This window comes from Pollutimonas rozaliensis (assembly GCF_048751585.1).
In the GTDB taxonomy this organism is placed as follows: Bacteria; Pseudomonadota; Gammaproteobacteria; order Burkholderiales; family Burkholderiaceae_B.
This window is the reverse complement of the sequence record NZ_JAZHOB010000004.1, coordinates 367,221-390,521: the sequence shown is the minus strand read 5'-3', so window position 1 is coordinate 390,521 and position 23,301 is coordinate 367,221. Positions and strand designations below refer to the sequence as shown.

Here is a 23,301-nt window from a genome sequence, read left to right as displayed (position 1 = left end):
GCGTTGGCCATGAAAACCCCGGCCGAGGCATTTGCTTTAGCCGCATAATCTGAGCAGATTCTGCTGGGTCATTACACCTTGCGATGCCTGGAACTCTTGCCTGGACACTTCATTGGCTCGTGCCGTGGGTCTGTCTACTACGACGGTCAGGCCACAGCCGTATTGCAGGATCTGGCTGTCGTTGGCGGGATCGATCCGTTCCGGAGTGAAGCCGGCCAGGTAAAGCGTCTTCCAGAAGCGATTGCTTTTATTGGCGAAGTGATGCCCGGATGTTGCCGCGGACAAGCCCGGGTTCAGTCCGCAAAACACGACCGCAAGGCCGCCCGTGACGATGTCGGGGAGCCTGGGCGCCAGGGCGGTGAATGGCGGTGGTTCTGTGGCCATGCGAGGGCTTGTTGCCTTTAGCTTGCGCTCACGCCGTCATAGCCAGGGGGCAAGTGTTTGGTCGGCGATGTCGGCCCAGCCCTGGTTGGCCGTGGGGTTGGCGGGGCTGGGGTGCAGCAGGTAGGCCGTTGGTGTGCCACCGGCTGTGATGATCTGCGCGCGGCCGTGGGCAAAGCGCCCGATACCGATCACCACGCGTGGGTTGATCGCGTGAATCACAGCGCTTAGCGCTGCGTCGCAGATGCCGAATAAAGGCTCGCGTTCGGCCTTGTGCAGTTGTTCGGGGATCAGATTGCGGTTGTTGCGCAGAAAGAGCAAGGGGCAGTAGTTCCAGACGAAGATATCCTGGAAAAACTGCTCTGGACTGCTGAAGCGCCGTCGCGCCCAGCCCCAGAAGCGATCGCCGCTGCCTTCGCTACGGTGGCAGGCGAAGCCGGCTATCGGGTATTTCTCGTGCTGGTCAGGCAATGGGCCACCCAGGGGCTTCTCGATCTTCAGCCAGTCTCGTGCCGCGGAAACCTCGCCAAAGGGGACGCCGGTCTGCGCCATGCCCCACGGGCCGGGGTTCATGCCAAGCAGCAAGATGCGGTTCTTCTTGCCGCCGTAGCGCTGCAAATACTCGCGGTGCGCTTCCCACATGTAGGTCAGCGGGTTGTAAACATGGCTGGCGCTAGGAAACGCCAGTACCTGCAAGCTGCCTGCGAGCACGCGGGCGATGGCCGTGCAGGTGTTGTCTGGATCGGGGTCAAGTCTTGCGACCATGTGTTTTGCCTGAGTGAGCCCGTGCGTGCACGGGCGCTGATTATCTGGTTACGGTTGGAGTGCCGTGGTGCTGCGTCCAGCGCTTAGTCTACTCCGCTGCCCGTCTTCAGCCTGTTTTTATGCTTCGCCCGGTACATGGCCTGGTCGGCGTATTTCAGGAGCTGCTGCTCGTGCTCGCCATGCTCGGGGTAATGCGCAATCCCGATGCTGGGCACAACGCTTAAGATGTGACCGTCCAGCGTGAACGGCCGGTTCAATGCGTCGTGGATTTTTGCCGCGACCACGGTGGCGTGCTCGGGGGCGGGTACGCGCTGAAGGAGCACCACGAATTCATCGCCGCCAATACGCGCCACGGTGTCCGACTCCCGCACGCACTGCTTCAAGCGGCCGGCGACTTCCTGCAATAGCAGGTCGCCCATGCTGTGGCCCAGGGTGTCGTTGACCGGTTTGAATTGATCCAGGTCGAGATAAAGCACCGACAGCCGCTCGTGCTCTCGCCGCGCCATTGACAGCGCCATCTTGAGCCGGTCATACAACAGCCCTCGGTTGGGCAGCCCGGTCAGTTGATCGTATTCCGCCATGTGCTGGAGCCGGGCCTGCATGCGCTGGCTCTCTATGGCGGTGGCGATCTGGGTGGAAATGAACTGCAGCAGCTCCTGGTCCTTCTCGTTGTAGTGCGCGCCGCCCGGGTACCTCTTCAGCACCAGCACACCGATGGTGTCCTGATGCGATTTAAGAGGAACACCCAGTTCGCATAGCGGACTCGGGCCGGCGTGAGCATCCGTATCATCTGTGCTTGCCGCGGTTCCCGGCAGCAGCAGCGGCTGTCCGCTTTCCAGGATTCTTGCGTACAGCGTCCCGGCCATTGGCTTGCAGGGCTCGGGCTTGCTGTCGTACTCGTCGGCGTAATAGGGAAAGCTCAGCAATCCCGTTTCCTTGTCGTAGAGCGCGACGGAAAAATTGTCGGCCGGGAGCAAGGTGCCGACGATCTGATGAATGCGCTGAATCAGCGTGAGCAAATCTCCAGCCCCGTGAGAAGCTTCGGATATCGCATAGAGCGAAGTCTGGATCAATTCGGCGTGCTTGCGCTCGGTGATGTCGCGTGCCACGCCGATTCGAACTTGATCGGTGGGCGACCAGCGTGTCGCCCACATGATGTGAGCGATTTTCCCGTCCTTGCGCACATAGCGGTTCTCGAAATGAAGCTGGGGGCGGCCGGACATGATCTCGGTCACCGATTGCCGGGTTCGTTCACGATCCTCCGGCAGCATGATGTCGAACATATTCATGCCGACCAACTCTTCGGGGGTGTACCCGAAAATGCGTTCGCAGGCGGCGCTGGCGAACAGCACGCGGGCATTGGCGTCGACCGCAAACACCGCATCGATGAGGAGATCGATGAAGTTGGCATCGGGCGTGTAGGTTCTGTTCCGCATGGGAAATTATAGATTGGCTTTCGGAGCTTCGATATCCGAAGCCTAGGAGAACACTTCCCCCTCCGTTGCCCGCAGCAATAGCTGGTTAAGAGGCGGTGTTATTTGGGTGTGCTGGATGGTGATGGCATAGAAGTGCTCGGTAAGCTGGGAAGATTCCCCGATGTGCACCAGTTCACCTGATTGCAGTTCGTCCTGCACTACGACTTGGGGCAGCATGGTGATCCAGCCGCTGTCGCGTGCCACCAGCCGCAACATCGTCATGTCGTCGATTTCCGCCCGAAGCCTTGGTTGTACGCCAGCCGCAAAACACAGGGCATCGAACTGCGTGCGCACGCTGTGCCGCGTGCTCGGCATGGCCATTTCGACGGCGTCAAGATCTTGCGGGACACGCAACGTCGTGCCTGACCAGCGATCGGACCGGCCAACCAGGGAAATGGCCTGACTGCCGAGAAAGCGTGAAGATACCGGCCGGGCGGGGTCGGAAGGAACCGGCTCGTTGGCCAGCACCACATCCAGTTGATGACGCAGTAGGCGCTCGACCAGTGTGTCCAACGACCCCGAGTCCACGGAAAGAACAACCGTCGGGTCGCGGAACAAGGGGCGCAGCCAATTGACCTGGAAGTTGCGTGACATGGTCGAAACGCTTCCTACACGCACGAAGGTCGTGCCTTCGTCGCGGCCTTCCAGCCAGCCCAGCATTTGCTCGCCCAAGCCGAAGATATTGTCGGCGTAGGCAAATACCTGCTGGCCCGTGGCGGTCAGCTCCAGGTGCCGGCCGCGCCGGTCGAATAAAGGCCTGCCCAGGCGGCCCTCCAGTTGCTTGATTTGAGTGGAGAGGGCGGACTGGGACGTGTGGATCTGTTCGGCCGCGTGCGTGAGAGACCCTCTCTTTGCTACGTGCCAAAAGTAAAACAGATGCCGGAAGTTCAGTTGGCTGATGTCCATTGTTCTATTTTAGAGAACTATTCAATATTATAAATGTAATATACAGAACGAATAAAAACTTGAAGAATACCTCCGTTATCTTTCGGAGAGTGTGCATGAGTCTGTTGCACGAGATGAATTTCGCGTTTGCCTTGGCGCCTGCCGTACTGATGTCGGTCGCTTCATTTTGGGCGTGGCGCAGTCGCTTGCCGCTAGCGCGTATGTGGCGGCAATTCAATACATTCGCTTTTGTCGCACTGGCGTTTTCATTGGCGGGACTCGTTTCCGAGCTGTTGCTAGTGTGGATGCGCGACGCAACGGGGCCGGCTCCGGACGGCTGGTTGGCCACAAATCAATTCGGCGCCTGGGTGAGCCTGCTTGTGCAGTTGCTTGGCGGCGCCATCGGCGTTTATTCCTCCAAGCATCTGAAAGGCGAATTGCGGCAAGCGGTGTACATGGCCGCCCTGGCCGCTGTGCTGGCTGCCGTACACCTTCTATTGCTGGCCAATCACTGGCTGGTTCTGATCGCCGCGTGGGCCGTCATCCAATATGCCATGCATTACTTGTTGTGCTTCTACCGCGACCGGCCGTTTGCTTTGCTGGCTGCGCACAAGAAGAGGGTGACGGATCGTGCGGCCGACGTGCTCTTGATTCTCGCCGCGATCCTCGCGTGGTCGCAGGTGGGAAGTGGATCGTTCTCCGCCCTGTGGGCATATATCGCCGCCGGCCATGCTTCCGCAATCCTTGCCTGTAGCGGCATCTGCCTGGTGTTGGCCGTTATTGCGCGTACGGCGCTGATGCCGGTGCACGGCTGGTTGGTCCAGGTCATGGAAGCGCCGACGCCGGTATCGGCACTGCTGCATGCGGGGGTGGTCAATCTTGGCGGGTATGTGTTGGTGTTGTTTGCTCCCTTGCTTGGCGTATCGCTGGCCGCACGCTGGCTGCTGGTCGTATTCGGCTTGGTTTCCGCAATAGTGGCGGGGCTGGTGCTGCTGACGCGGGTCAGCCAGAAAGTGCACCTGGCATGGTCGACGATTGCGCAGATGGGCTTCATGCTGCTCGAATGCGGCCTGGGCTTATACCTGTTTGCGGCGCTGCACTTGCTGGGGCATTCACTTTATAAGGCGCACAGCTTTCTGAACGCATCGAGCGCAGTCAGGGAGTCAAGCCGAAAACTCATCACGGGAGAGACTAAAAATTCCGGTTTGAGCATGATTGTTGCGGTGCCCGCTGCGCTTGTCATCGTATTCGTGCTTCAGGCGCTGATTGACGGGCATGCCTGGCCCTGGTGGTGGAGTGCCGTCCTTGCCCTGGCGTGGGCGCCTCTGCTGTGGGTCCCCAAGGGCGTAGCGGGTCGTTCCGGTGTGGTGCCGGCTCGGCTAGGGGTGGCGCTGGCAAGCGCTGTTTTCCTGACGGTCGCCGCCAGCGTCGTGGATCGCGTGCCAGTTGGTGCGGGCAACGATCCGCTGCATGCCGCGGGCATCGTCGCCTTGATCGGAATGGCCCTGATGTATCTCGAAATGATCGCATTCCAGCTGTGGCCTCAGTCGCTCGAGACGGTTCGCCGCTGGGTATACGCGGGTTTTTACATGGATGAAGGCTATACGCACTGGGTGTTGAGGCTGTGGCCGGCCTCTTGGGCTGGGGCCGATAGCGATGCGGAGCGGATCCCTTGGCGTCTGTACGAGTCCGGCTATGGGCGGTCTGAATCATGAGCTCCATCATGCTTGCACCCGTGCCGGAGACTGTCCCCGCAACGACCGCCGCTGAATCCGATGAGGCGGCAATGCGCCTGGCTGCGGCGCGCGCGTGTTCGCGCATCATGCCCGCTTGGCCGCTCAACCAGGCGGTGGCGGTGAATCCGCATTGGCGTCGCATCGATATGCCGATCCGCCATATTGCGGCGCGCCTGGCCGTGCTGGGTGATTTTCATGTGTTCCCCTCGCGGGATTACATCAAGCAAGAGTGGGAGGCGGATCGTATTACGCGCGCAGACCTTGATACGGTGCTGGAGCGTTACGCTGGGCATGCGCCCGATGCCATGACAGCTGAGCAATGCATTGAAGCGTTGACGAGGCCGATTGGGGTGCGCCGCGAGCCGTTGCTGGTGGACTTGCTGGACGATACCAAGCAGAAGAACAAGCGCTGGCCCTGGCGGGCGGCCCTTGTGTTCCAGTTGAGTCAGGCCTGCGCAACCTACTTCGACCGGCATGAGGCCCACTGGCGCGCGTCGGGCAGCGCCAGCCTGTACGGCTTCTGGCGCGAAAGCATGGTGGGCGATCACGGCCTCAGTTCCAGGCTGGGCCTGCCCGGATTCATGAAGCAACTGCGCACGCTGCCGTTACAGGCTGACGATGCCATACGTTGGGCTCTGACCGAGCTTGAGCTGAAGGAGTCCGTCTGGGAGGACTACTTCGAGGCCTTGCTGTTGTCGATCAATGGCTGGGCGTCATGGTGTGCCTATGTCGGCTGGCAGAAGGTGCCCTCCGGCCAGGAGGATCCCCGCTTGCGCGAACTGCTGGTTTGCCGGCTCGCGTGGGAAGCCTTGCTGGCCCGTTCCGTGCCAGCTGCGAAGGCGCGTGGCGCCCTCGCGGAGCTTGCTGCGAATTGGCTGGATTTTGACCGGCGTGTCGCGCAAGCGGATGCTGCGCTGTCGGTCGATGAGCTTTGGCAGCAGGCGCTGGAAGCGAGCTTCCAGCGAGGGTTTGCACAGACCCTGCACGTGCCGGCAGCTTCGCATGTCATGCAAGAGCCAGAGGTTCAAGCCGTTTTCTGCATTGATACGCGTAGCGAGCGGATGCGCCGCTCATTGGAAGCAATATGGGCCGGTGTCCAGACACGCGCGTTTGCGGGTTTCTTCGGCCTTCCTATCCATTACAACCCATTGGGCACCGACATACACCGACCGCAGTTGCCGGGCTTGGCCTATCCCAGTGTGGCGGCGCAGGACGTGGTGACGGCAGTGGGAGAGGCCGTTCCCGACGGCGAGGCGAGGTCGGAACACGCACAGTCGACTCGTCGGCAGCGGTTGGCAGGCCTTGATCAATGGCTGGGCACGGTACGCTGGTCGAATGCAAGCTTCTCTTTTGTTGAAGCGCTTGGCGTCGGCTATCTCCCGAAGATCGCTCGTTGGATCAGGCCCCCGGCCAAACCACGCACTAATATGGATCACATTGGTTTGCACATTTCTGCCCAGGAGCAGTGCCGGCCGATGCTTGTGGGGCTTGATCTCGAGAAACGCGTGGAGCTGGCCGCCGACGCCTTGCACACAATGGGGCTGGATGACCGTCTGGCGCCATTGGTCATATTGTGCGGCCACGCCGGGCACAGCGCCAACAACGCACATGCGTCGACGCTCGATTGCGGGGCCTGTTACGGGCGCCCGGGCGAGGCCAATGCGCGTGCGCTGGCGCTCTTGTTGAATGATCCGCGGGTACGTGAAGGCTTGCGCATGCGCGCAATCAATATTCCCCCGGAGACAGTTTTCATGGGCGCATTGCACAATACGACCACGGATGAAGTGACGGGCTTCGACCTTGATCTTCTGCCGCCGCAAGCGCGGGCGCGTTGGGAGAAGATGGAGCGCGTCTTTGAACTGGCGGGCGACCGCATCCGCCGCGAGCGCGCGCCGGCGCTGTGGATGGACACGGACCTTGCTCCCGGCGCATTGCTGACGTCTTTCCGGCGCAGAGCCAATGATGGCTCCCAGACCAGGCCCGAATGGGGGCTGACCCGCAACGCGGCATTTATCATCGGCCCGCGCGACCGTAGCCGCGGCAGGGTGCTTAGCCGCGCCTACCTCCATGACTATGACGCGCTGTTCGATGCGGACGGCAGTGTGCTTGAGAAGCTGATGATGGGGCCGATGCTGGTCACCAATTGGCTTTCCTGGCAGTATCACGCCTCGACGTGCGATCCTCTGCATTACGGCGCGGGCAACAAAGTGCTGCACAACGTGGTGGACGGCCATGTCGGCGTCTTCGAGGGCAATGGCGGAGACCTTCGCATCGGCCTGCCCAAGCAATCCGTGCACAATGGCGACGGCTGGTATCACCAGCCCGTCCGCCTGACCGTCGTGATCGATGCGCCCGCGGCTTCGATAGAAAACATCATCGCTCGCAACCCCGTCCTGGGGCGGCTATTCGACCATGGCTGGATGCTGTTGTGGCGTTACGAAGGAAATGAGCTGTTCCGATACGAGTGCGGCCAATGGCTGCCTCTGGGCTTCTGAGTCCAGGGGTGCCTGGGTCGACGGTGGGATAGCGCAAGATTCCCTCTACCGGCTGGGAAAGCTTCTATTTACTATGTTACCGTAACGCACGATGGTTCCTGCGACCGTATCGACCCAATAACCCCGGCTTTACTTAGCCCCTGGCGCCACGGCAGCCCAGGCGTGGAGATTAGACGTGAACCCGCAAAATCAAGGTGTGATGGATCAATCACTTGAGAATCCACCCTCCGGCAATACCGATCAGATGGGAAAACGCTCTTTATCCGCCCGGCCGGCCGTGCATATCAGTATTCTTTTGGTACTGAGCGCCACACACTTGCTGAACGATCTGATCCAGTCCTTGATTCCGGCGGTGTATCCCATTATCAAGGAATCCTACGCCCTGGATTTCATGCAGGTCGGCATGATAACGCTGTTCTTCCAGATTTCTGGATCATTGCTGCAACCGGTGATCGGTTGGTGGACGGATCGCCGGCCGGCCCCCTATTCGCCTGTGGTAGGTATGGGGTTCACCTTGTCGGGTCTCTTGTCGCTGGCTTATGCATCCAGCTATGAGGGGATCCTGATGGCGGTGGTGCTGATCGGCATCGGGTCGTCCATTTTTCACCCCGAGGCTACACGCATGGCACGTTATGCATCGGGTGGCCGGCAGGGCTTGGCACAGGGGATTTTCCAGGTCGGCGGGCAATTCGGCGGCGCGCTCGGCCCGGTGTTTGCCGCCTTGATCATCGTGCCTTGGGGGCAGTCCAGCCTTGCGTGGTTCAGCGTGGCCTCGCTGGTGGCTATCTTGTTGATGTTCTGGACGGGCGGCAAACAAACACGGATCAGCCGGGAGTTCGCCTTGCTCAAGCCGCGCGCAAAGGGTGCTACGGGGGACCGTCAGGCGTATGCCCGCAGCACTATCGTGATCGGTTTGGTGGTGCTGACCATATTGATGTTCTCCAAGAACGCTTATAGCGAGAGCTTCCGCTCTTTCTACACCTTCTATTTAATCGGAAAATTCGGCCTGTCCATCCCCGCCTCGCAGATGATGCTGTTTGTCTTCCTGTTTTCGGCTGCCGTCGGCGTATTGCTGGGTGGTATCGTGGGTGATCGCATCGGCCGTTATCGCATCATCTGGATTTCCGTCCTGGGCCCCTTGCCCCTCACCTTGCTCCTGCCTTATGCCGATCTATTCTGGACGGGTGTGTTGACCATCATGATCAATCTCATTATGGCCAGTGCCTTCGCCTCCATCTTGATCTATGCCATGGATCTGCTGCCCAACCGCATCGGACTGATCGGCGGCTTGTTCTACGGCCTGAACTTCGGCCTGGGCGGGCTGGCCGCGGCCCTATTGGGCAGCCTGGCCGACCGCTACGGCATCAACACGGTATACATGATCTGCTCCTTCCTGCCATTGGCGGGATTGTTGGCATGGTTCCTGCCGCGTCTGGATGAAGCGAAGGGCTGATGTAGGTTAGAGGCTTCGGGTCGATTTACCCGGCATCAGCAACCTGCCGCAAAGCCCGCTCGAAGGTCTCGGGGGCCTGACCGCCTTGGATCAGATGCCGGTCATTCAGGATGATGGAAGGGACGGAATCGATGCCCTGCTGGGCGTAAAAGCGTTCGCGGGTACGTACTTCCGCCGAGTACTCATCGGCGTCCAGGATCTCGCGTGCGCGATCCTGGTTCAATCCCGATTCGCGGCACAGCCCGATCAGAGTCTCGTGATCGCTGGGGTTCTCGCCGTCCGTGAAGTAGGCCTTCAAGAGCGCATGCTTCAACGCCAATTGGTGCCCTTCAAGGCCGGCCCAGTGCAAAAGCCGATGCGCATCGAAGGTGTTGTACGTATGCGTGCGCTTGTCCATATTGAACGTGAAGCCGACCTCAAGGCCACGCGCTGTGATGAGCTCTCCATTGTGGCGGACCTGCTCCGGCGTCATGCCGTACTTGCGCGATAGCCGTTCGACCGTATCCTGCCCTTCGGGCGGCATGTCCGGGTTCAGCTCAAAGGGTTGGAAATGAAGCTCCGCCTCGATCTCGCCCTTGACCCTGGACAATGCCTGCTCCAGCGAGCTCAATCCCACCGCGCACCAGGGACAAGATACGTCGGAGACGAAATCGATCTTGATACGGGTGACCATGCGAGGCTCCTATGAATAGATGGCAACTGCCATATTTTATCCAAGGGTGCGGGTGGAGTGCTTGCGGCCCAAATCAGCGCAGGCTCAAGCCTTCGCCCGTGCAATGCGATATGACGCGTATGGCGCGATCATAAAATTGCCGCGCATGCTCAGTCATGCACCGATCTAGCAGGGTGCGGTCTTGTTTTCGTATTGCATCGATGATCCGGATGTGATCGTCCTGCACTTTCGCATGTTCGGCATCCGCGCTCAATCCCCGTTCGTGCTCCGTTTTGTAAATGAAATACGTAAACCTGGCAGAGTGGTATTCAATTTGCCGGGCAAACGTCATTAAGTGATCATTGTGGGTAGCCTGCGCAATTCGCCGGTGAAAACGGGTGTTCAGGCGCTGCACCTGATCCACGTCCTGATTGTGCTGCGCCACCTCGAGCATCTCATTAAGCTCTGTCAGATTCGCAGCCAGTGTGGGATCGGACAGCCTCGCAAAAAAAGCCACCGCTTTCTCGAGCATGAAATAGGCGTCAAAAAAACTGCGTATCTCCCCCAGATCCAGCGGGAGGATATAGGTACCAAAATTAGGCTCGATGCGTATCAGCCCTTCCGAGGCCAGGCGATTCAGCGCTTCCCGGGCGGGTGTGCGACTGATGTCGAAGCGTTGCGCCAGGATACGCTCGTCGATTCTCGTGCCCGGCTCCAGCGATAAATTCAGTATCGCTTCCCGGATCATCTTGGTTGCGCGCTCGGCCAATGTTTCTTTTTTGGGTGAATCATTCATTTTTCCATTCCCGCTGAAAACGGATAGATAGTCTAGGGATTTTACCTATCTCTGAAGATTCATATTATTAATATACTATATATATACTTTATTGAATGAACTGAGGGAAAAACCGGCATGCCCGGACCGAATCATCCCCCGGCTCCCGCTGTGGGCTCCCAAAAGGTTTCCTTTATAGGCTACGCCATGCACCGACTTCTCGATGTTGTTTACCGCAGCGCCGCAGTCCTCGCCTGCCTGTTTTTGATCGCCATAGCGCTTATTACCCTGGCCAACATCGCCGCGCGCCCGCTGGGCATCGCCCTGTACTCGACCGATGAATTCGCGGGATGGGCCATGGCCGCCTCGACTTTCCTCGGATTGTCAGCCACCCTGCGCCAGAATGAGCATATCCGCGTCGCATTATTGATCGAACGCCTGGCGCCGAATCATCGGAAGTTGACGGAATTTGTCTGCTTGGTCATTTCAACGCTCTTCATGGGTTTGTTCGCCTGGTATGCGGGCACCGCGGTGTATGAGTCTTTTGTTTTCGGGGAAATGACGCAGGGCATGGTCCCCGTCCCGTTATGGATACCGCAAAGCGGAATGGCGGTGGGCGCATTGCTGATGTTTGTCGCGCTGGCGGAAGAGCTGACAAGAAGCCTGCGCGGCGAGCAGCCCTCCTACCTGACGGCGGCCCCAGCCTCCACGACCGAATCCATTTAAGCGTTGGGATCATCATCATGCTCGTCGAAGTCATATTCGTGCTTGGCCTATTGTTCGTGCTGCTGGTGGGCGGGGTATGGATAGCCGTAGCGCTATTCGCCTTAGGCTGGGCCACGTTAGCCGTCTTCACGGATACTTTGCCTGGCGCACTGATGGTCAATACGACGTGGGGCGCGGCCAGCTCCTGGTCGCTCACGGCACTCCCCATGTTCATCTGGATGGGGGAAATACTCACGCGCAGCAATATATCTCAGGACATGTTCAAGGGATTGGCGCCCTGGCTGCTGCGGCTGCCCGGCCGCTTGCTCCACTGCAACGTCATCGGCTGTGGAATATTCGCCGCCATCTGCGGCTCGTCGGCGGCAACGGCCGCAACCATAGGGCGCATGACAGTGCCTGAGCTCAGCAAGCGTGGGTACGATGAAAAAATGGTCATCGGTTCCTTGGCGGGTTCGGGCACGCTTGGCCTCATGATTCCGCCCTCGATCATGATGATCGTTTATGGCGTCACAGCCGAGGTTTCCGTAGCCCGCCTTTTCATTGCTGGAATATTGCCTGGTCTGCTCTTGGTGTTGTTGTTCTCCGGATATATCGCGATCTGGTCCTGGCTGCATCCCCTGGCCACACCGCAAGAAGACGCGAGGCTCTCCCTGCGTGAAAAACTCTCTGCCTCTCGACTGCTGATCCCCACGGTACTGCTCATTATCGCCATCATCGGCGCCATCTATACCGGCGTCGCCACGCCTACCGAGGCGGCGGCCCTAGGGGTCGCTGGCTCTCTATTGCTGTCCGTCTTGTCGGGAAGTATGTCCATGAAAGTGTTCTGGGAAAGCACTATGGCGGCCATGCGCGTTTCCTGCATGATCGGCTTCATTATCGCGGCAGCCGGTTTTTTGACTACAGCGGTGGCGTTCATCGGCCTGCCTACGGCTGTCGCTCAGGGGGTTGCAGGCCTGCATCTGTCGGCCGGACTGCTCGTCATGGTTCTCGTCGTCATTTTCGTCATCCTCGGCTGCTTCCTAGACGGCGTGTCGATGATCGTCCTGACATCCGCCGTACTGCTGCCCACTGTTCAGGCAGCCGGCTTGGATCTGATCTGGTTCGGCATTTTCGTGATCCTTGTCGTCGAGATGGCGCAGATCACCCCGCCCGTCGGCTTCAACCTGTTCGTCCTGCAGTCATTGACGGGGCGCGACATGCTCTATATAGCACGGGCCACGATGCCATTCTTCATCCTGTTGCTCACCGCCGTCGCGGCCATCTGGTTTGCGCCCTGGCTGGCCACCTGGCTTCCCAAAGCCATGCTTTAGCCTTGGCCGCGAAACGGCCCTTCGCTTGTTAATTATTGCCTGCGCCATCAGGCGCATTTATTCATAGAAGTCATCCTGGAGCAAGACATGAAACTATTGACCGCCCTCTTTTCCATGCTTATCGGCGGCTCGGCCGCAGCACAGGTAACTTGGACGATGCCCACTGCTTATCCGGACAGCAATTTCCACACGAAAAACATCCGCTTGTTCAGCGAGCAGATCAACAAAGAAACGCAGGGCAAGCTGAATATCGTCGTCCACAGCGGCGGCGCGCTCATCCGCATGCCGGAGATCAAGCGGGCCGTCCAATCCGGCCAGGTCCAGATAGGTGAAATTCTTATCGGCGCCATGACCAACGAAGCTCCCATTTACTCATTTGAAACCATACCCTTCATGGTCAGCGGCTATGATCAGGGGTACAAGCTATGGACGGCCGTACGTCCTCTGATCGAAGCGCGGCTGGCCAAGCAAAATCTGAAAGTGTTGTATTCCGTCGCGTGGCCGACCCAGGGTGTCTATTCAAATGAAGAGCTGAAGGATATTTCACAACTCAAGAGTTTGCGCTTTCGCTCCTCCTCGGCAAGCGCCGCCGAGTTCGCAAAGCGCATTGGCGCCTCGCCCGTCGTCGTGCAGGGCGCCGATGTGCCGCAAGCTTTCATGACGGGCATGGTCTCCGCCATGATGACGTCGGCGGCCACAGGTGTGGACACGCAAGCCTGGGACTACGTTAAATACTATTACGACGTGCCGACCATGTCTCCTCAGAGCATCGTGTTTGTCAACAAGGCGGCCTGGGAAAAGCTGGACTCCGCAACACAGAAAATCGTCGAGAACGCCGCTGCCAAGGCCGAAAAGCGCGGATGGCAAATGAGCCGGGATGAAGCCACGGGGGGAGTCAAGCGGCTCAAAGAAGAAGGCATGAACGTCCTGGTGCTCAACCCTGCCGTGGAAACGGAAATGCGCAAAGTCGGTGCCGAAATGAAAAAAGGGTGGCTGGAGAAACTGCAGCCCGAAGAGCGCCAGGCAGTCGAAAGCGGACTGCAATAGCTTCTTCACAGATTTCGCGGCACGCCGCGATCACACCTATACGCCCAGGCCCGCGCCTGGGCGGGCCGATATGTCAAGAAATATGAAAAGCATCGATATCAACTGTGATATGGGCGAGGGGTTTGGCGCCTACAGGATGGGCGACGATATGTCCATGCTGCAAGTAGTGTCCACCGTGAACCTCGCTTGCGGATTCCATGCGGGGGACCCGTCCATCATGGCGCACATCTGCACCGAGGCCAAACGCCTGGGCGTCGCGGTAGGCGCGCATCCCGGCTACCCTGACTTATGGGGTTTCGGACGCCGCGACATGCCCTATACCCTGCCGCAGTTGAAAGAGCTCCTGGCGTACCAAATTGGCGCAGCCATGGGTATGGCGCGTTTTGCGGGGCACCGGCTTACTCACGTAAAAGCCCACGGTGCCATGGGCCATCTTGTTTCGGACGACCCGTCAGCCAGCGCGGCGTTGGTGGACGTGATCGAATCGATAGACTCCGGCCTTATCCTGTCCGTCATGGCCAGCAGCGAACTGGAACGGGCGGGCGCTGCATCAGGCCTGCGGCTGGCACATGAAATTTACGCGGACCGCGCCTACCTGGATGATGGCAGGCTCATGCCCCGCGGCCAGCCCGGCGCGGTCATTCATGATGCGGGCGAGTCGGTCGAGCGCGTTCTGAATATGGTCGAGGAACAAAGCATCATTTCCTATACCGGCAAGCGCATTCCGGTAAGCATCGACACCGTTTGCGTGCATGGCGACACCGAGGGCGCAGTGTCGATTGCGAAGCGCATCCGCAATGCGCTCGAACATGCGGGATACCGGATCGCTCCTTACGCCTCTACACGGCCCTAGTCTATGTGTTGTCTTTGAAATGGCTGTATTCCACAACCAGAGCGGATCCCATTCTTGCCCCTTGGCGCAAGCCCCGGGAAGCAGCATCCGTAGCAAGAGCGTCCTGTTCCAGCCTGGCGTGGCTGACCCCATACGTATCAGCCATGTCGGTGAATGCTCCCTTCTATTCGAGTTCTGCTCGAAGCCGGATCTTGAAGTCCAACGCCGGATATGGCTGCTGGCCGATGCCCTGCGCGGCGCCTACGATACCTTTGAAGTCACACTGGGCGTCGGCAACCTCCTGGTCATATACGACCCGCTATCAACGGAACCCTCCATCATCCGGGATATCGTATGTAGCGCATGGGAAGATACGTACGGTGCCAAGGCGCCCGGGCGGCTGATCGAGATTCCTGTCATCTATGGCGGCGACGGCGGCATCGACCTGGTTGGCGTTGCCGAGGCGACCGGCCTGCTCCCCTCGGAAGTCGTGCGCATTCATGCAGACGCTGAATATGTGGTCGCCGCCTTGGGGGCTCATCCTGGCTATGCCTATCTGATCGGCCTGGACGACAGACTATTCATCAGCCGGCGGACGGTGCCCCGCCAATCGCTGCCTGCCAACTCGATTGTGATCGCCGGCGGGCTGGGCGGTATCACTGGTTGTGCTTCAGCATCGGGCTGGCATGTATTGGGGCGTTCTCGCCTGACCTTCTTTGATGCATTCCGCCGCCCCCCCGCGCTATTGTCCGCCGGAGACCGGGTCAAATTTCATGCGGAAAAAGTCATAGCATGATGCGCGTTTTGGCCTGCGGCCAACTAAATACCGTTCAAGACCTGGGTCGTTTGGGTCAGCGTGCCATTGGCGTGGGCACGGCGGGCGCCATGGATCAGATGGCGTTTGTACTGGGCAACCGCCTGGTGGGCAATCCCCCCGGCTTTGCGGGGATAGAGCTGACACTTCCTCCCTTTCGCGTCCGCTTTGCGCGCGACACGCTGGTTGCATTGACGGGCGCCGACTTCCAGGCGGAACTGGATGGGGTTCGCATTCCAGCATGGTCCGGCATCAAGGCGCAAACCGGCCAGCGGCTGGAAATCACTCGCCCGCCCTGCCATGGCGCCCGGGGATATTTGTGTGTGCAGGGCGGCATCAATGTGCCCACATCAATGGGCTCGCGCAGCACTGACCTGAAAGGCGCGTTCGGCGGCTTTCAAGGGCGTGGCTTGCAAAAAGGAGATCGTATCTACACACAGCCGGGTGAGTATGCCGAGCTCTGGGCGACGAACCCGTATCCAACCTTGTCCAGCCCGCCCTACGGCCTGTCCACCGGGCTCGCGGACTTCACCCGGGACGCCTGTCTGCCAGTCAGGGTGCTCCCGGCCGCCGAATATGCATGGATGGATCAAGCCAGCCAGGAAACTTTCTGGGACGCCGAGTGGACCATCACTCCTGCCAGCAACAGAATGGGCTATCGGATGGCGGGGCCCTCCCTGGCATTCAGGGCGGGAAGCAGCCGAGAGCTGATGTCGCACGGCATACTGAACGGCGTCATCCAGTTGCCGCCTTCCCGGCAGCCCATCATCCAGCTTCACGACAGCAATACCGTCGGCGGGTATCCCAAGATCGGCGGGGTGATCAGTGCCGACCTGCGCGTGCTTGCGCAAGCTCCCCTGGGAGCACGCATCAGATTCGTTCAGGTCGACTATGAAAAGGCCGTACAAGCGCTCAGGCAGGAAAAACGCCTCATGGTGGACCAGTGCGCGCATATTGCATCGTTATTGCCGCGCCAAAGTGCGGCAGCCGGGCCGGCTGGTCACCAAGCCTAGGGGGCTTATCGCCGGGCGGAGGAATGCATGGGTGCTGCGGAAATGGTGAAGAGCCGAAAACAAAAACGCCAACCGATAAAGATTGGCGTAAGTGTTTGAATTCGTTGGTGGCCTGGGGCGGAATCGAATAGATCCGGGAAAGCCAGTATCTGTGGGCTTTCTCCATCGAATGGGAACGGTGGGGTACAAGCTGGGGTACAGGTGCTAAAAAACAACGAAAGCGGCCCGTGGTTCGATTCCAAGTTGCTTCGGCCAGCAGTATCTCTGTGAATTGCAGAGTATGCCATGTGCTTACAATCCGCTCACTTCAGATGCGTATTCAAGCGTTCCTCCAGGTCAGCGACGACTTGAAGCACATCTCCGATAGCAGGAAGCGGCCCGAAGATCATACCGCTCATCGCTTCGTAGTCTCGGGCCAGTGTCTCGTGCATCGAGTGCGACGGGGCGAGGGTAAAGGAGCCATGTGCTGCCGTGTCCAGCCGGAGGTCCGCACCGCCGAAGAACAGCCGGGCATGTTGCGCACAGTCTTGTGCCAGGGTGCGATCAGCCATCCATGCGTCGGCGTCGGGGTGCTGCAAGAGCCGGTGCACGTCGTAATAGTGCCGGGAGACACGTTGACCGCCGTGGCGCAGTAGCCCTCTGCGATCATGCCATTGGCGCAGGCCATGCAGGATGATGATCTTGTCCCAGAAGGTGCGTTCTGGCTTGACTGTTGTCACGTTGCGCACTGCCATATCCAAATCGGGCAGATCGTTGGCAACGTAGGGAGACACAACGGCAGCTTCATGCGGATCTAAGGCCGATTTTGCCCCCGCCTCAATTTTTACGGCGGAACGGATATAGTCGCCGGGGGTGGCCGTCACGGCGGGGTACCAGAACAGCAGCGTCTGCTGGTCGGGATCGTCCGGGTCCAGTTCCAAATGGAAGCGGTCGGCAGGTATGACCTGAGCTGCGATAGCATGGAGCCGCGTTGTCATATCGTCAGCAATATAGCGCTGGCAGGCGGTGCGGATGCGGTCCAGCCGGATACGGCGTTGCTTGCCGCTCAGCGCGTCCAGTTCTGCAGTTTCAGCGGGTTCACCAATGTCTTCGCGGAATACGGTGATGTCGATGTCCTCGGAGAACCTGAAAATCAAGCTGTATGCCTTGGACAACGATGTACCGCCTTTGAACAGCAGGCGAGGGCCGTCTGGCGGCAGGCCGTTGAATAGTACGTCCAGCGTCCAGCACACCCAGAAGTCTTTTTCGACATTTTGCACAGCCGTGCCCAGACGAGCGGCCGTTGTCAGGAACAGGCCGCGCCGTTCATCGTCGGCGGCCTGGATGATGGTATGAAAGTTCGGGTTCATGCAAAAGTGTCGGTGTGCGTCCGGCCGTTGGTGGCGCTGAGTGGCGCTGTAGAGCCTTCGACGCCGGTTGCAGCACAGCCCGGCAGTTCGCGCACGATGGCCTGCATCCACGCGGGCAATGTATGGAAACCTGCTAGTAAGTCCTGGCGTATGGCTTCGCCTCGCTCGGAACTTTCCAGCAGCTTTGACAGCCGTTTGATGATTCGGGGTTTGTCAGCGGGTAGGGTGTCCTTGAGCCAGTACAGCCCCTGTACGACCCGCATGGCGGGTCGCCCGGCCCAATACAGGCGGCTTGGCGCCGTGAGCTTGAACGTGATGGTCAGATTATCAAGTTGAATGGTGCGTCGGCGTGCATCGGTGTGGATGATGACGTTCGCTGGCACGGCATCCGTCAGGCCAAGGTCGTTGGCTGCGGTCATTCCATCGACAAGCAGACGCAGTTGATCGCGCCGCGCGATGGCGTCCACGACGGCGCGGTAATCTGGGGGTGTTGCCTGTTTGGTCAGGCTGTTTACTTTGGGTCTGTCGTACAGTCCACGGTCGATACGGCGCAATTGGCCCGCCGTGAGCAGGCGTTGGAGCGCCTTGTCCACGGCGTCTCTGCCGCCAAGTTGGGAAAAGTCGGCTGGCACCCATACCTGGTCGGGCCCGGCTGCATCAATGTGAGTCATGATCTGCGTCTTGAGATCGTTCATGGCGGCACCTCTGTCCGATATTTGTAGCTTTTTTTCGGACAAAGAGCAAGTCCGTCCGAAATTTGTGTACGATTTTCAGACGGACTCCAAAAGATCAATGCCGCAATGGCCTAACTGACAAGTGCCTTGTTGCGCTCGATGAGCGCGTGTAGGCTGGCTGCTGTGATTCCGCTGGACCGTTTGCCTATCTTGATCAGTACTAACTCGCCTTCATTGACCAGCCGATAGATAGTTGATCGGGATACCCCAAGCTTGGCTTCGGCCGTGTGAATCCGGTAGAGAAGTGCTTGGTCGGGTGGTTGCTGGGTATGGTATGTGGTTGACGGGTGGCCAAAAATTTGTGGCTGGACCTGCTGTTCCTTCATTTCTTCCTCCATTGGACCTTGGGAAGCACCCTGGGAGAACGGGGTTCAGGATGCTTTCCAAAGCAGGCGCGACCCGCGCCTTCGTGGACGGCCCTCCAAGATGCCGCGATGGGGGCCGGATGCTTCGATCATTCTCGGCGGAGCCCGCCGCTGGCCCGCTGCTGCGGTTCGGCGGGATGCCGAGAACTGCGGTCTTTGCCGCTGTCATCAACGGATTACGCGCCATCCGTCGAGGGTGGCCTGCCTTTGGTGGCAGTGCCGGCGTCCGTGGGTACGGATCGTCACCAGTTCCCCCAGTTTGCGCCAGTCTCTACCGGCCCGGGGGAGTGATGATTTTTCACCTGTTTTGCTCCTACCCAGGTGCCTGTCGCCCCGCAGTATGCTGACGACTCGGGTAGCCGCGCACTCGCACCGCCCGTCGTGGGGCAGGGCGCGGTATTCATCGGTGTTGCGTTGTTAAAGAGCAGGCTTGGTGCAATCATTACGTATCTATTTAGAAGAGTCAATACAAAACTAATATGAACGAGTCATATGGGTCATGTAAATTTGTAGAAGGTACGCTTAATCTGATTCGGAATGAATCAAATCGGATCGCTCTGACCCGTTGTAGGCCGAAGGCCAGCCTGCGGGATTTGTGTAGCTTTTCAGCGACTATCTAGAAGCGACGGCTGGCTGCGGCGACTCGTTTCTGCAGCTGTCTAGTTGCCTTATTCTGTTTTGCCGTCGCCGCTGTTCCTGCCATGTTTAGAGAGCTTCATCTCGATGTAATCGCCAATGTCTTCCAAGACCAGCGTTGGCAACTTTGATACGGATTCCCGAGATATTCCAGGCCATGGCCACTCATCCTCGAACATTTCCCCTTCTCCGGTAACGAGCCACTCGGCGCGGACTCGAAGGGCTGCAGCGATCCATACTATGTGGCGTGAGGACTCGCTTCGGCCGCTTTCTATATGTGCGATGGCACCCTGGGTCAGGGGAGCCTGAACCAGACCGGCCAACGCTTCTTGGGTTAGGCCTCGTTTCGTACGTGCGATACGTAGGCGCTCGCCGATGCTCATGATGTCGAGGGTCAGGGGTTTTTTCCAGTAGTTTGATACATTATGACATGATGGTGAATCAATATATGACTGTCAATAAAATACTTAACTAATAAAATTACACGATTAATCATATGGCTGAATCCAATTTGGGTCATTGTGACAGCTAACGGCACAGCATGAGAGGCAAAGATTGTAAAGACAACGACCTTTCTTTACGGGAGACCGCACTACCAGCCGTCAGCATGCAGCGCGCCGTGACCAGCTTGTGGCGGATCAGCTGAACGCAGATGGGAAATGTCGCGTGTGAGTATCAGCTTTGTGATTCGACCGCCGCTCTGGAGCAGGATAGGCTTGCTTTCGGCACGAGGCGATACGAGCCATAGGAATCAGGAGTGCTGCTAGCGTACTGAATATTGCGTCGCTGGAACACTACTTCGAACCGGGTTGCGTCGGCCGTCGAGCTGGCGCTGACTCGGCTTCTATGGGCCTCCACAATAATTTTCACGATAGCTAAGCCGAGCCCCGAGCCTTCCCTATACAAGTCGTCACTGTCATCGCTACCATGCAGCTGGCCTGGTTGACCGCCCGAATGTTCGATCGACAGATTGCCTTACAAAGCCGCAGGGTCAATGATTCTTGATGCCGTGTTTTGGAGGTTGTTGACCGCACGCTTGGCATACATCGCACAATGGCGGGTGGAATACTCGGCCACACCGAGATCCAGGATCGCCATCGGCGATGGTAGATTTATTGGTTGGGTCGGCGTGCGGGTGGTTGTGCCGAGATCTGGCGGCGGACCCGATCCGTTCAGATCTTGCGCGGCCCCGTGATGGCAGGCGTCATGGCTGGAGTCGTCGCCTGGGCCATCGCGGGCGGGGTACTCGCTTTATTGCTGTGCTCCGCGCCGCCTTTGCCAGACCTGCTTCGAAGGCATTCACTGGGCATCGAATTAAATCGTGCGCGGAAACCCTTCGTTCGGCGTGCTCGGCAAGCAACGGTCGACACGCCGAGCTTGTTGATGCTCAACAAGCCTTTCGACGCTCTGACTCAGCTCAGCGACGACCAAGGCCGGGCTACGCTTAAAGACTTTGTAGACGTCTCGGACTTCTACCCAGCCGGGCGGCTGGATCGAGATAGCGAAGGCTTGCTTCTACTGACCAATGACGGACGTTGCAATCGCGAATTGCAGATCCTCGGCACAATATTCCCGAGACCTATTGGGCTCAAGTGGAAGGCGAACCAAGCGCAGAGCAGCTGCAGCGTTTGTGGAACGGCGTGCAGTTGAAAGACGAGCCGACTTTGCTGGCGCTGGCGCGGTTCATCGATGCCCCCTAGATTTGGCCTAGGACGCCGCTGGTTCGGTTCCGCAAACGCATTCCCACCGCCTGGCTCGAACTGCCTATACGAGAAGGCCGCAAGCCTTGGCCACCAAATTCCGGTGCGTGTTGCAAGCCCTGCCACCCGCCTTCGGCGTACTGCCGAAAAGTCTGCTTGAAGCCGGGGCTGGTGGTCACCTCGCCGGCATTCCACGTGGCGGGCTTTGTGTCGCCCACGACGTTCAGCTGCGCGATGGCTTCTTCACCGAACCGCGCATTCTTTGAGCACGGCTTGAGCCGTATCCAGATCCGCGTCTTCAAAGCGCGGCATCTGGGCCAACGTGTCGATTTCCGCCAAATGCTCGATGTTGAACAGAAGGTCCTTGACGGGGGCTTTGTAGTTGATAGGTGTTTCCCGGAAAGTACGGCGGGCAGTTAGATTTTTTCGATCAATTCCGGGACAGCGATGAACAAGTCGGCTACCAGGCCGTAGTCCGCCACCGAAAAGATTGGGGCTTCTGCGTCCTTGTTGATGGCCACGATGACCTTCGAGTCCTTTATGCCGGCTAGGTGCTGGATGGCGCCGCTGATACCTACAGCGATATACAGGTCTGGTGCCACGACCTTGCCGGTCTGGCCTACCTGCAAATCGTTGGGAACGTACCCAGCGTCGACGGCGGCACGGCTCGCACCGATAGCCGCCTTCAGCTTGTCGGCCAGCGGCGTGATGACATCTTGAAATTTTTCTTGGCTACCCAGGGCGCGACCACCCGAAACTATGATACGGGCGGATGTCAGCTCGGGGCGGTCGCTCTTGCTTTCCTCGCGACCAACAAGGCGGCTCTTACCCGAATCTGCCGTTGCCGTCACTGCTTCGACGGCGGCTGACCCGCCGGTTGCTGCCGCTTCATCAAAGCTGGTGGCCCGCACGGTGATGACTTTCCGAGAGTCCAGGCTCTGCACGGTAGCGATTGCATTGCCGGCATAAATGGGGCGCTCGAAGGTGTCGTCGCTCAGCACTTTAGTGATTTCGCTGATCTGCGACACATCCAGCTTGGCGGCTACGCGTGGCGCCACGTTCTTGCCGGTCGAGGTAGCGGGGAACAGGAAGTGGCTGTAGCCGTCGGCTATGGCGAGCACCTGTGCAGTGAGATTCTCTGCCAGAGCATGAGCCAGGGATTCACCGTCGGCGTGCAGCACTTTGGATACGCCCTGGATTTGTGCGGCAGTTTGAGCGACGCTTGCGGCTTGATGACCGGCAACCAGCACATGGATTTCACCACCCAGAGCGGCGGCGGCTGCGACGGTGCAGAGCGTGGCGGGCTTCAGCACACTGTTGTCGTGTTCGGCAATAACGAGAGTTATCATGGTGGACCTCTTCCTATCAGATGATCTTGGCTTCGTTCTTGAGCTTGTCGAGCAATGCGGCGACATCCGGCACCGTAATGCCCGCGCTGCGCTGGGGCGGCTCGGTAACCTTGAGGACCTTCACTCGAGGGCTGATATCGACACCCAGGTCGAAGGGGGTGACCGATTCCAGTGGTTTCTTTTTGGCCTTCATGATGTTGGGCAATGTGACGTAGCGCGGTTCGTTCAGGCGCAGGTCTGTGGTGACGACCGCGGGTAGCGATACCGTAAGGGTTTCCCGCCCGCTGTCGACCTCCCGGGTGACCGTGGCCGTGTCGCCGTCGAGTTGCACCTTGGATGCAAAGGTGGCCTGCGAAAAATCCGCCAAGGCAGCAAGCATCTGGCCGGTCTGGTTGGCATCGTTGTCGATTGCTTGTTTGCCAATTAGCACCAGTCGCGGTTGCTCTTTGTCGACGAGTGCCTTCAGCACCTTGGCCACGGCAAGCGGCTCCAGTTCTTCTGCGGTTTCGACTAGGATTGCGCGATCGGCGCCGATCGCGAGCGCCGTTCGGAGAGTCTCCTGAGCCTGTACCACCCCCACGGAAACGGCGATCACCTCGGTGACAGCATCATTTTCCCGCAGGCGTACGGCTTCTTCCACCGCAATTTCATCGAAAGGGTTCATGCTGTGCTTGATGTTGGCGGTGTCCACACCGCTTCCATCGGATTTCACGTGCACCTTGACGTCTTTGTCGATCACGCGTTTGACAGGAACAAGGATTTTCATGCTATTTCCAATATGTGTTGAATTGCGTTATTGAACCTGGACG

22 protein-coding genes and 2 pseudogenes are annotated in these 23,301 nt (G+C 58.9%); 11 read left to right on the top strand and 13 right to left on the bottom strand.

The annotated features are described in order from the left end of the window. Positions 1–36: 36 nt before the first annotated feature. The 4 genes from V0R37_RS10110 to V0R37_RS10095 all read right to left on the bottom strand — a co-directional run bounded on the left by V0R37_RS10110 (position 37) and on the right by V0R37_RS10095 (position 3,527). Complete coding sequence (locus tag V0R37_RS10110) at positions 37–384, bottom strand: mismatch-specific DNA-glycosylase (protein WP_420374403.1); 348 nt, start codon at positions 382–384, stop codon at positions 37–39. A 36-nt stretch (positions 385–420) separates the two neighbouring features. After that, positions 421–1,146, bottom strand: coding sequence for a uracil-DNA glycosylase family protein (locus V0R37_RS10105; RefSeq protein ID WP_420374402.1), 726 nt, complete (start codon positions 1,144–1,146; stop codon positions 421–423). Positions 1,147–1,229: 83 nt separating this feature from the next. After that, positions 1,230–2,582: a diguanylate cyclase domain-containing protein gene (locus V0R37_RS10100; RefSeq protein WP_420374401.1), complete on the bottom strand. Its 1,353-nt coding sequence runs from the start codon at positions 2,580–2,582 to the stop codon at positions 1,230–1,232. Positions 2,583–2,624: 42 nt separating this feature from the next. Further along, entirely contained in the window at positions 2,625–3,527 is a 903-nt protein-coding gene (locus V0R37_RS10095) for a LysR substrate-binding domain-containing protein (RefSeq protein WP_420374400.1), read from the bottom strand. 95 nt (positions 3,528–3,622) lie between these two features. Between V0R37_RS10095 and V0R37_RS10090 the strand changes: the two genes are divergently transcribed. From V0R37_RS10090 to V0R37_RS10080, 3 genes are all read left to right on the top strand, one after another. Continuing rightward, entirely contained in the window at positions 3,623–5,221 is a 1,599-nt protein-coding gene (locus tag V0R37_RS10090) for an NADH-quinone oxidoreductase subunit L (RefSeq protein ID WP_420374399.1), read from the top strand. Further along, positions 5,218–7,737, top strand: a complete 2,520-nt coding sequence (locus tag V0R37_RS10085; protein WP_420374398.1) for a YbcC family protein — start codon at positions 5,218–5,220, stop codon at positions 7,735–7,737. Before V0R37_RS10090 ends, V0R37_RS10085 begins: the two co-directional genes overlap by 4 nt. A gap of 199 nt (positions 7,738–7,936) precedes the next feature. After that, positions 7,937–9,190 (top strand): MFS transporter, encoded by a 1,254-nt coding sequence (locus V0R37_RS10080; RefSeq protein WP_420374416.1) that lies wholly within the window; start codon positions 7,937–7,939, stop codon positions 9,188–9,190. A 25-nt stretch (positions 9,191–9,215) separates the two neighbouring features. Here V0R37_RS10080 and V0R37_RS10075 read toward each other — a convergent pair whose 3' ends face one another. Both V0R37_RS10075 and V0R37_RS10070 read right to left on the bottom strand, forming a co-directional pair. Then, positions 9,216–9,863, bottom strand: coding sequence for a DsbA family oxidoreductase (locus V0R37_RS10075; RefSeq protein ID WP_420374397.1), 648 nt, complete (start codon positions 9,861–9,863; stop codon positions 9,216–9,218). A 73-nt stretch (positions 9,864–9,936) separates the two neighbouring features. Then, positions 9,937–10,638 carry a GntR family transcriptional regulator gene (locus V0R37_RS10070; protein WP_420374396.1) on the bottom strand — a complete coding sequence of 234 codons (702 nt, stop codon included), beginning with the start codon at positions 10,636–10,638 and terminating at the stop codon, positions 9,937–9,939. A 186-nt stretch (positions 10,639–10,824) separates the two neighbouring features. On the opposite strand from V0R37_RS10070, the gene V0R37_RS10065 reads away from it, so the two are divergent. The 6 genes from V0R37_RS10065 (at position 10,825) to V0R37_RS10040 (ending at position 16,359) form a co-directional block, all read left to right on the top strand. Then, positions 10,825–11,343 carry a TRAP transporter small permease gene (locus V0R37_RS10065; RefSeq protein WP_420374395.1) on the top strand — a complete coding sequence of 173 codons (519 nt, stop codon included), beginning with the start codon at positions 10,825–10,827 and terminating at the stop codon, positions 11,341–11,343. Between the two features lie 17 nt (positions 11,344–11,360). Beyond that, a complete protein-coding gene (locus V0R37_RS10060) occupies positions 11,361–12,653 on the top strand; it encodes a TRAP transporter large permease (protein ID WP_420374394.1) in 1,293 nt (430 codons plus the stop codon). A gap of 87 nt (positions 12,654–12,740) precedes the next feature. Further along, positions 12,741–13,700: a TRAP transporter substrate-binding protein gene (locus V0R37_RS10055; RefSeq protein WP_420374393.1), complete on the top strand. Its 960-nt coding sequence runs from the start codon at positions 12,741–12,743 to the stop codon at positions 13,698–13,700. Between the two features lie 82 nt (positions 13,701–13,782). Further along, positions 13,783–14,553, top strand: a complete 771-nt coding sequence (locus tag V0R37_RS10050; RefSeq protein WP_420374392.1) for a LamB/YcsF family protein — start codon at positions 13,783–13,785, stop codon at positions 14,551–14,553. 19 nt (positions 14,554–14,572) lie between these two features. After that, positions 14,573–15,328 carry a 5-oxoprolinase subunit PxpB gene (pxpB, locus tag V0R37_RS10045; RefSeq protein WP_420374391.1) on the top strand — a complete coding sequence of 252 codons (756 nt, stop codon included), beginning with the start codon at positions 14,573–14,575 and terminating at the stop codon, positions 15,326–15,328. Further along, the gene (locus tag V0R37_RS10040; protein WP_420374390.1) at positions 15,325–16,359 is read left to right on the top strand and encodes a 5-oxoprolinase subunit C family protein; all 1,035 of its coding nucleotides are present in this window, start codon (positions 15,325–15,327) and stop codon (positions 16,357–16,359) included. The genes pxpB and V0R37_RS10040 overlap by 4 nt, the downstream gene beginning before the upstream one ends. Before the next feature lie 302 nt (positions 16,360–16,661). Here V0R37_RS10040 and V0R37_RS10035 read toward each other — a convergent pair whose 3' ends face one another. The 4 genes from V0R37_RS10035 to V0R37_RS10020 form a co-directional block, all read right to left on the bottom strand. After that, positions 16,662–17,708 (bottom strand): nucleotidyl transferase AbiEii/AbiGii toxin family protein, encoded by a 1,047-nt coding sequence (locus tag V0R37_RS10035; protein ID WP_420374389.1) that lies wholly within the window; start codon positions 17,706–17,708, stop codon positions 16,662–16,664. Further along, the gene (locus V0R37_RS10030) at positions 17,705–18,403 is read right to left on the bottom strand and encodes a DUF6088 family protein (protein WP_420374388.1); all 699 of its coding nucleotides are present in this window, start codon (positions 18,401–18,403) and stop codon (positions 17,705–17,707) included. Before V0R37_RS10030 ends, V0R37_RS10035 begins: the two co-directional genes overlap by 4 nt. 110 nt (positions 18,404–18,513) lie before the next feature. Next, positions 18,514–18,768, bottom strand: coding sequence for a helix-turn-helix transcriptional regulator (locus V0R37_RS10025; RefSeq protein WP_420374387.1), 255 nt, complete (start codon positions 18,766–18,768; stop codon positions 18,514–18,516). Between the two features lie 707 nt (positions 18,769–19,475). Then, positions 19,476–19,826, bottom strand: coding sequence for a helix-turn-helix domain-containing protein (locus V0R37_RS10020; RefSeq protein WP_012250687.1), 351 nt, complete (start codon positions 19,824–19,826; stop codon positions 19,476–19,478). A gap of 811 nt (positions 19,827–20,637) precedes the next feature. On the opposite strand from V0R37_RS10020, the pseudogene V0R37_RS10015 reads away from it, so the two are divergent. Together V0R37_RS10015 and V0R37_RS10010 are read left to right on the top strand one after the other, a co-directional pair. After that, positions 20,638–20,937 (top strand): annotated as a pseudogene (locus V0R37_RS10015) (hypothetical protein); the annotation flags it as partial. Between the two features lie 41 nt (positions 20,938–20,978). Beyond that, positions 20,979–21,143 (top strand): pseudouridine synthase family protein, encoded by a 165-nt coding sequence (locus tag V0R37_RS10010; protein ID WP_012250685.1) that lies wholly within the window; start codon positions 20,979–20,981, stop codon positions 21,141–21,143. A 56-nt stretch (positions 21,144–21,199) separates the two neighbouring features. On the opposite strand, the pseudogene V0R37_RS10005 reads toward V0R37_RS10010, so the two are convergent. From V0R37_RS10005 to V0R37_RS09995, 3 genes and pseudogenes are all read right to left on the bottom strand, one after another. Then, positions 21,200–21,530, bottom strand: a pseudogene (locus V0R37_RS10005) (acyl-CoA dehydrogenase); the annotation flags it as partial. Positions 21,531–21,559: 29 nt separating this feature from the next. Further along, a complete protein-coding gene (locus V0R37_RS10000; RefSeq protein ID WP_012250683.1) occupies positions 21,560–22,492 on the bottom strand; it encodes an electron transfer flavoprotein subunit alpha/FixB family protein in 933 nt (310 codons plus the stop codon). Between the two features lie 16 nt (positions 22,493–22,508). Further along, the gene (locus tag V0R37_RS09995; RefSeq protein ID WP_012250682.1) at positions 22,509–23,258 is read right to left on the bottom strand and encodes an electron transfer flavoprotein subunit beta/FixA family protein; all 750 of its coding nucleotides are present in this window, start codon (positions 23,256–23,258) and stop codon (positions 22,509–22,511) included. Between the last annotated feature and the right edge of the window lie 43 nt (positions 23,259–23,301).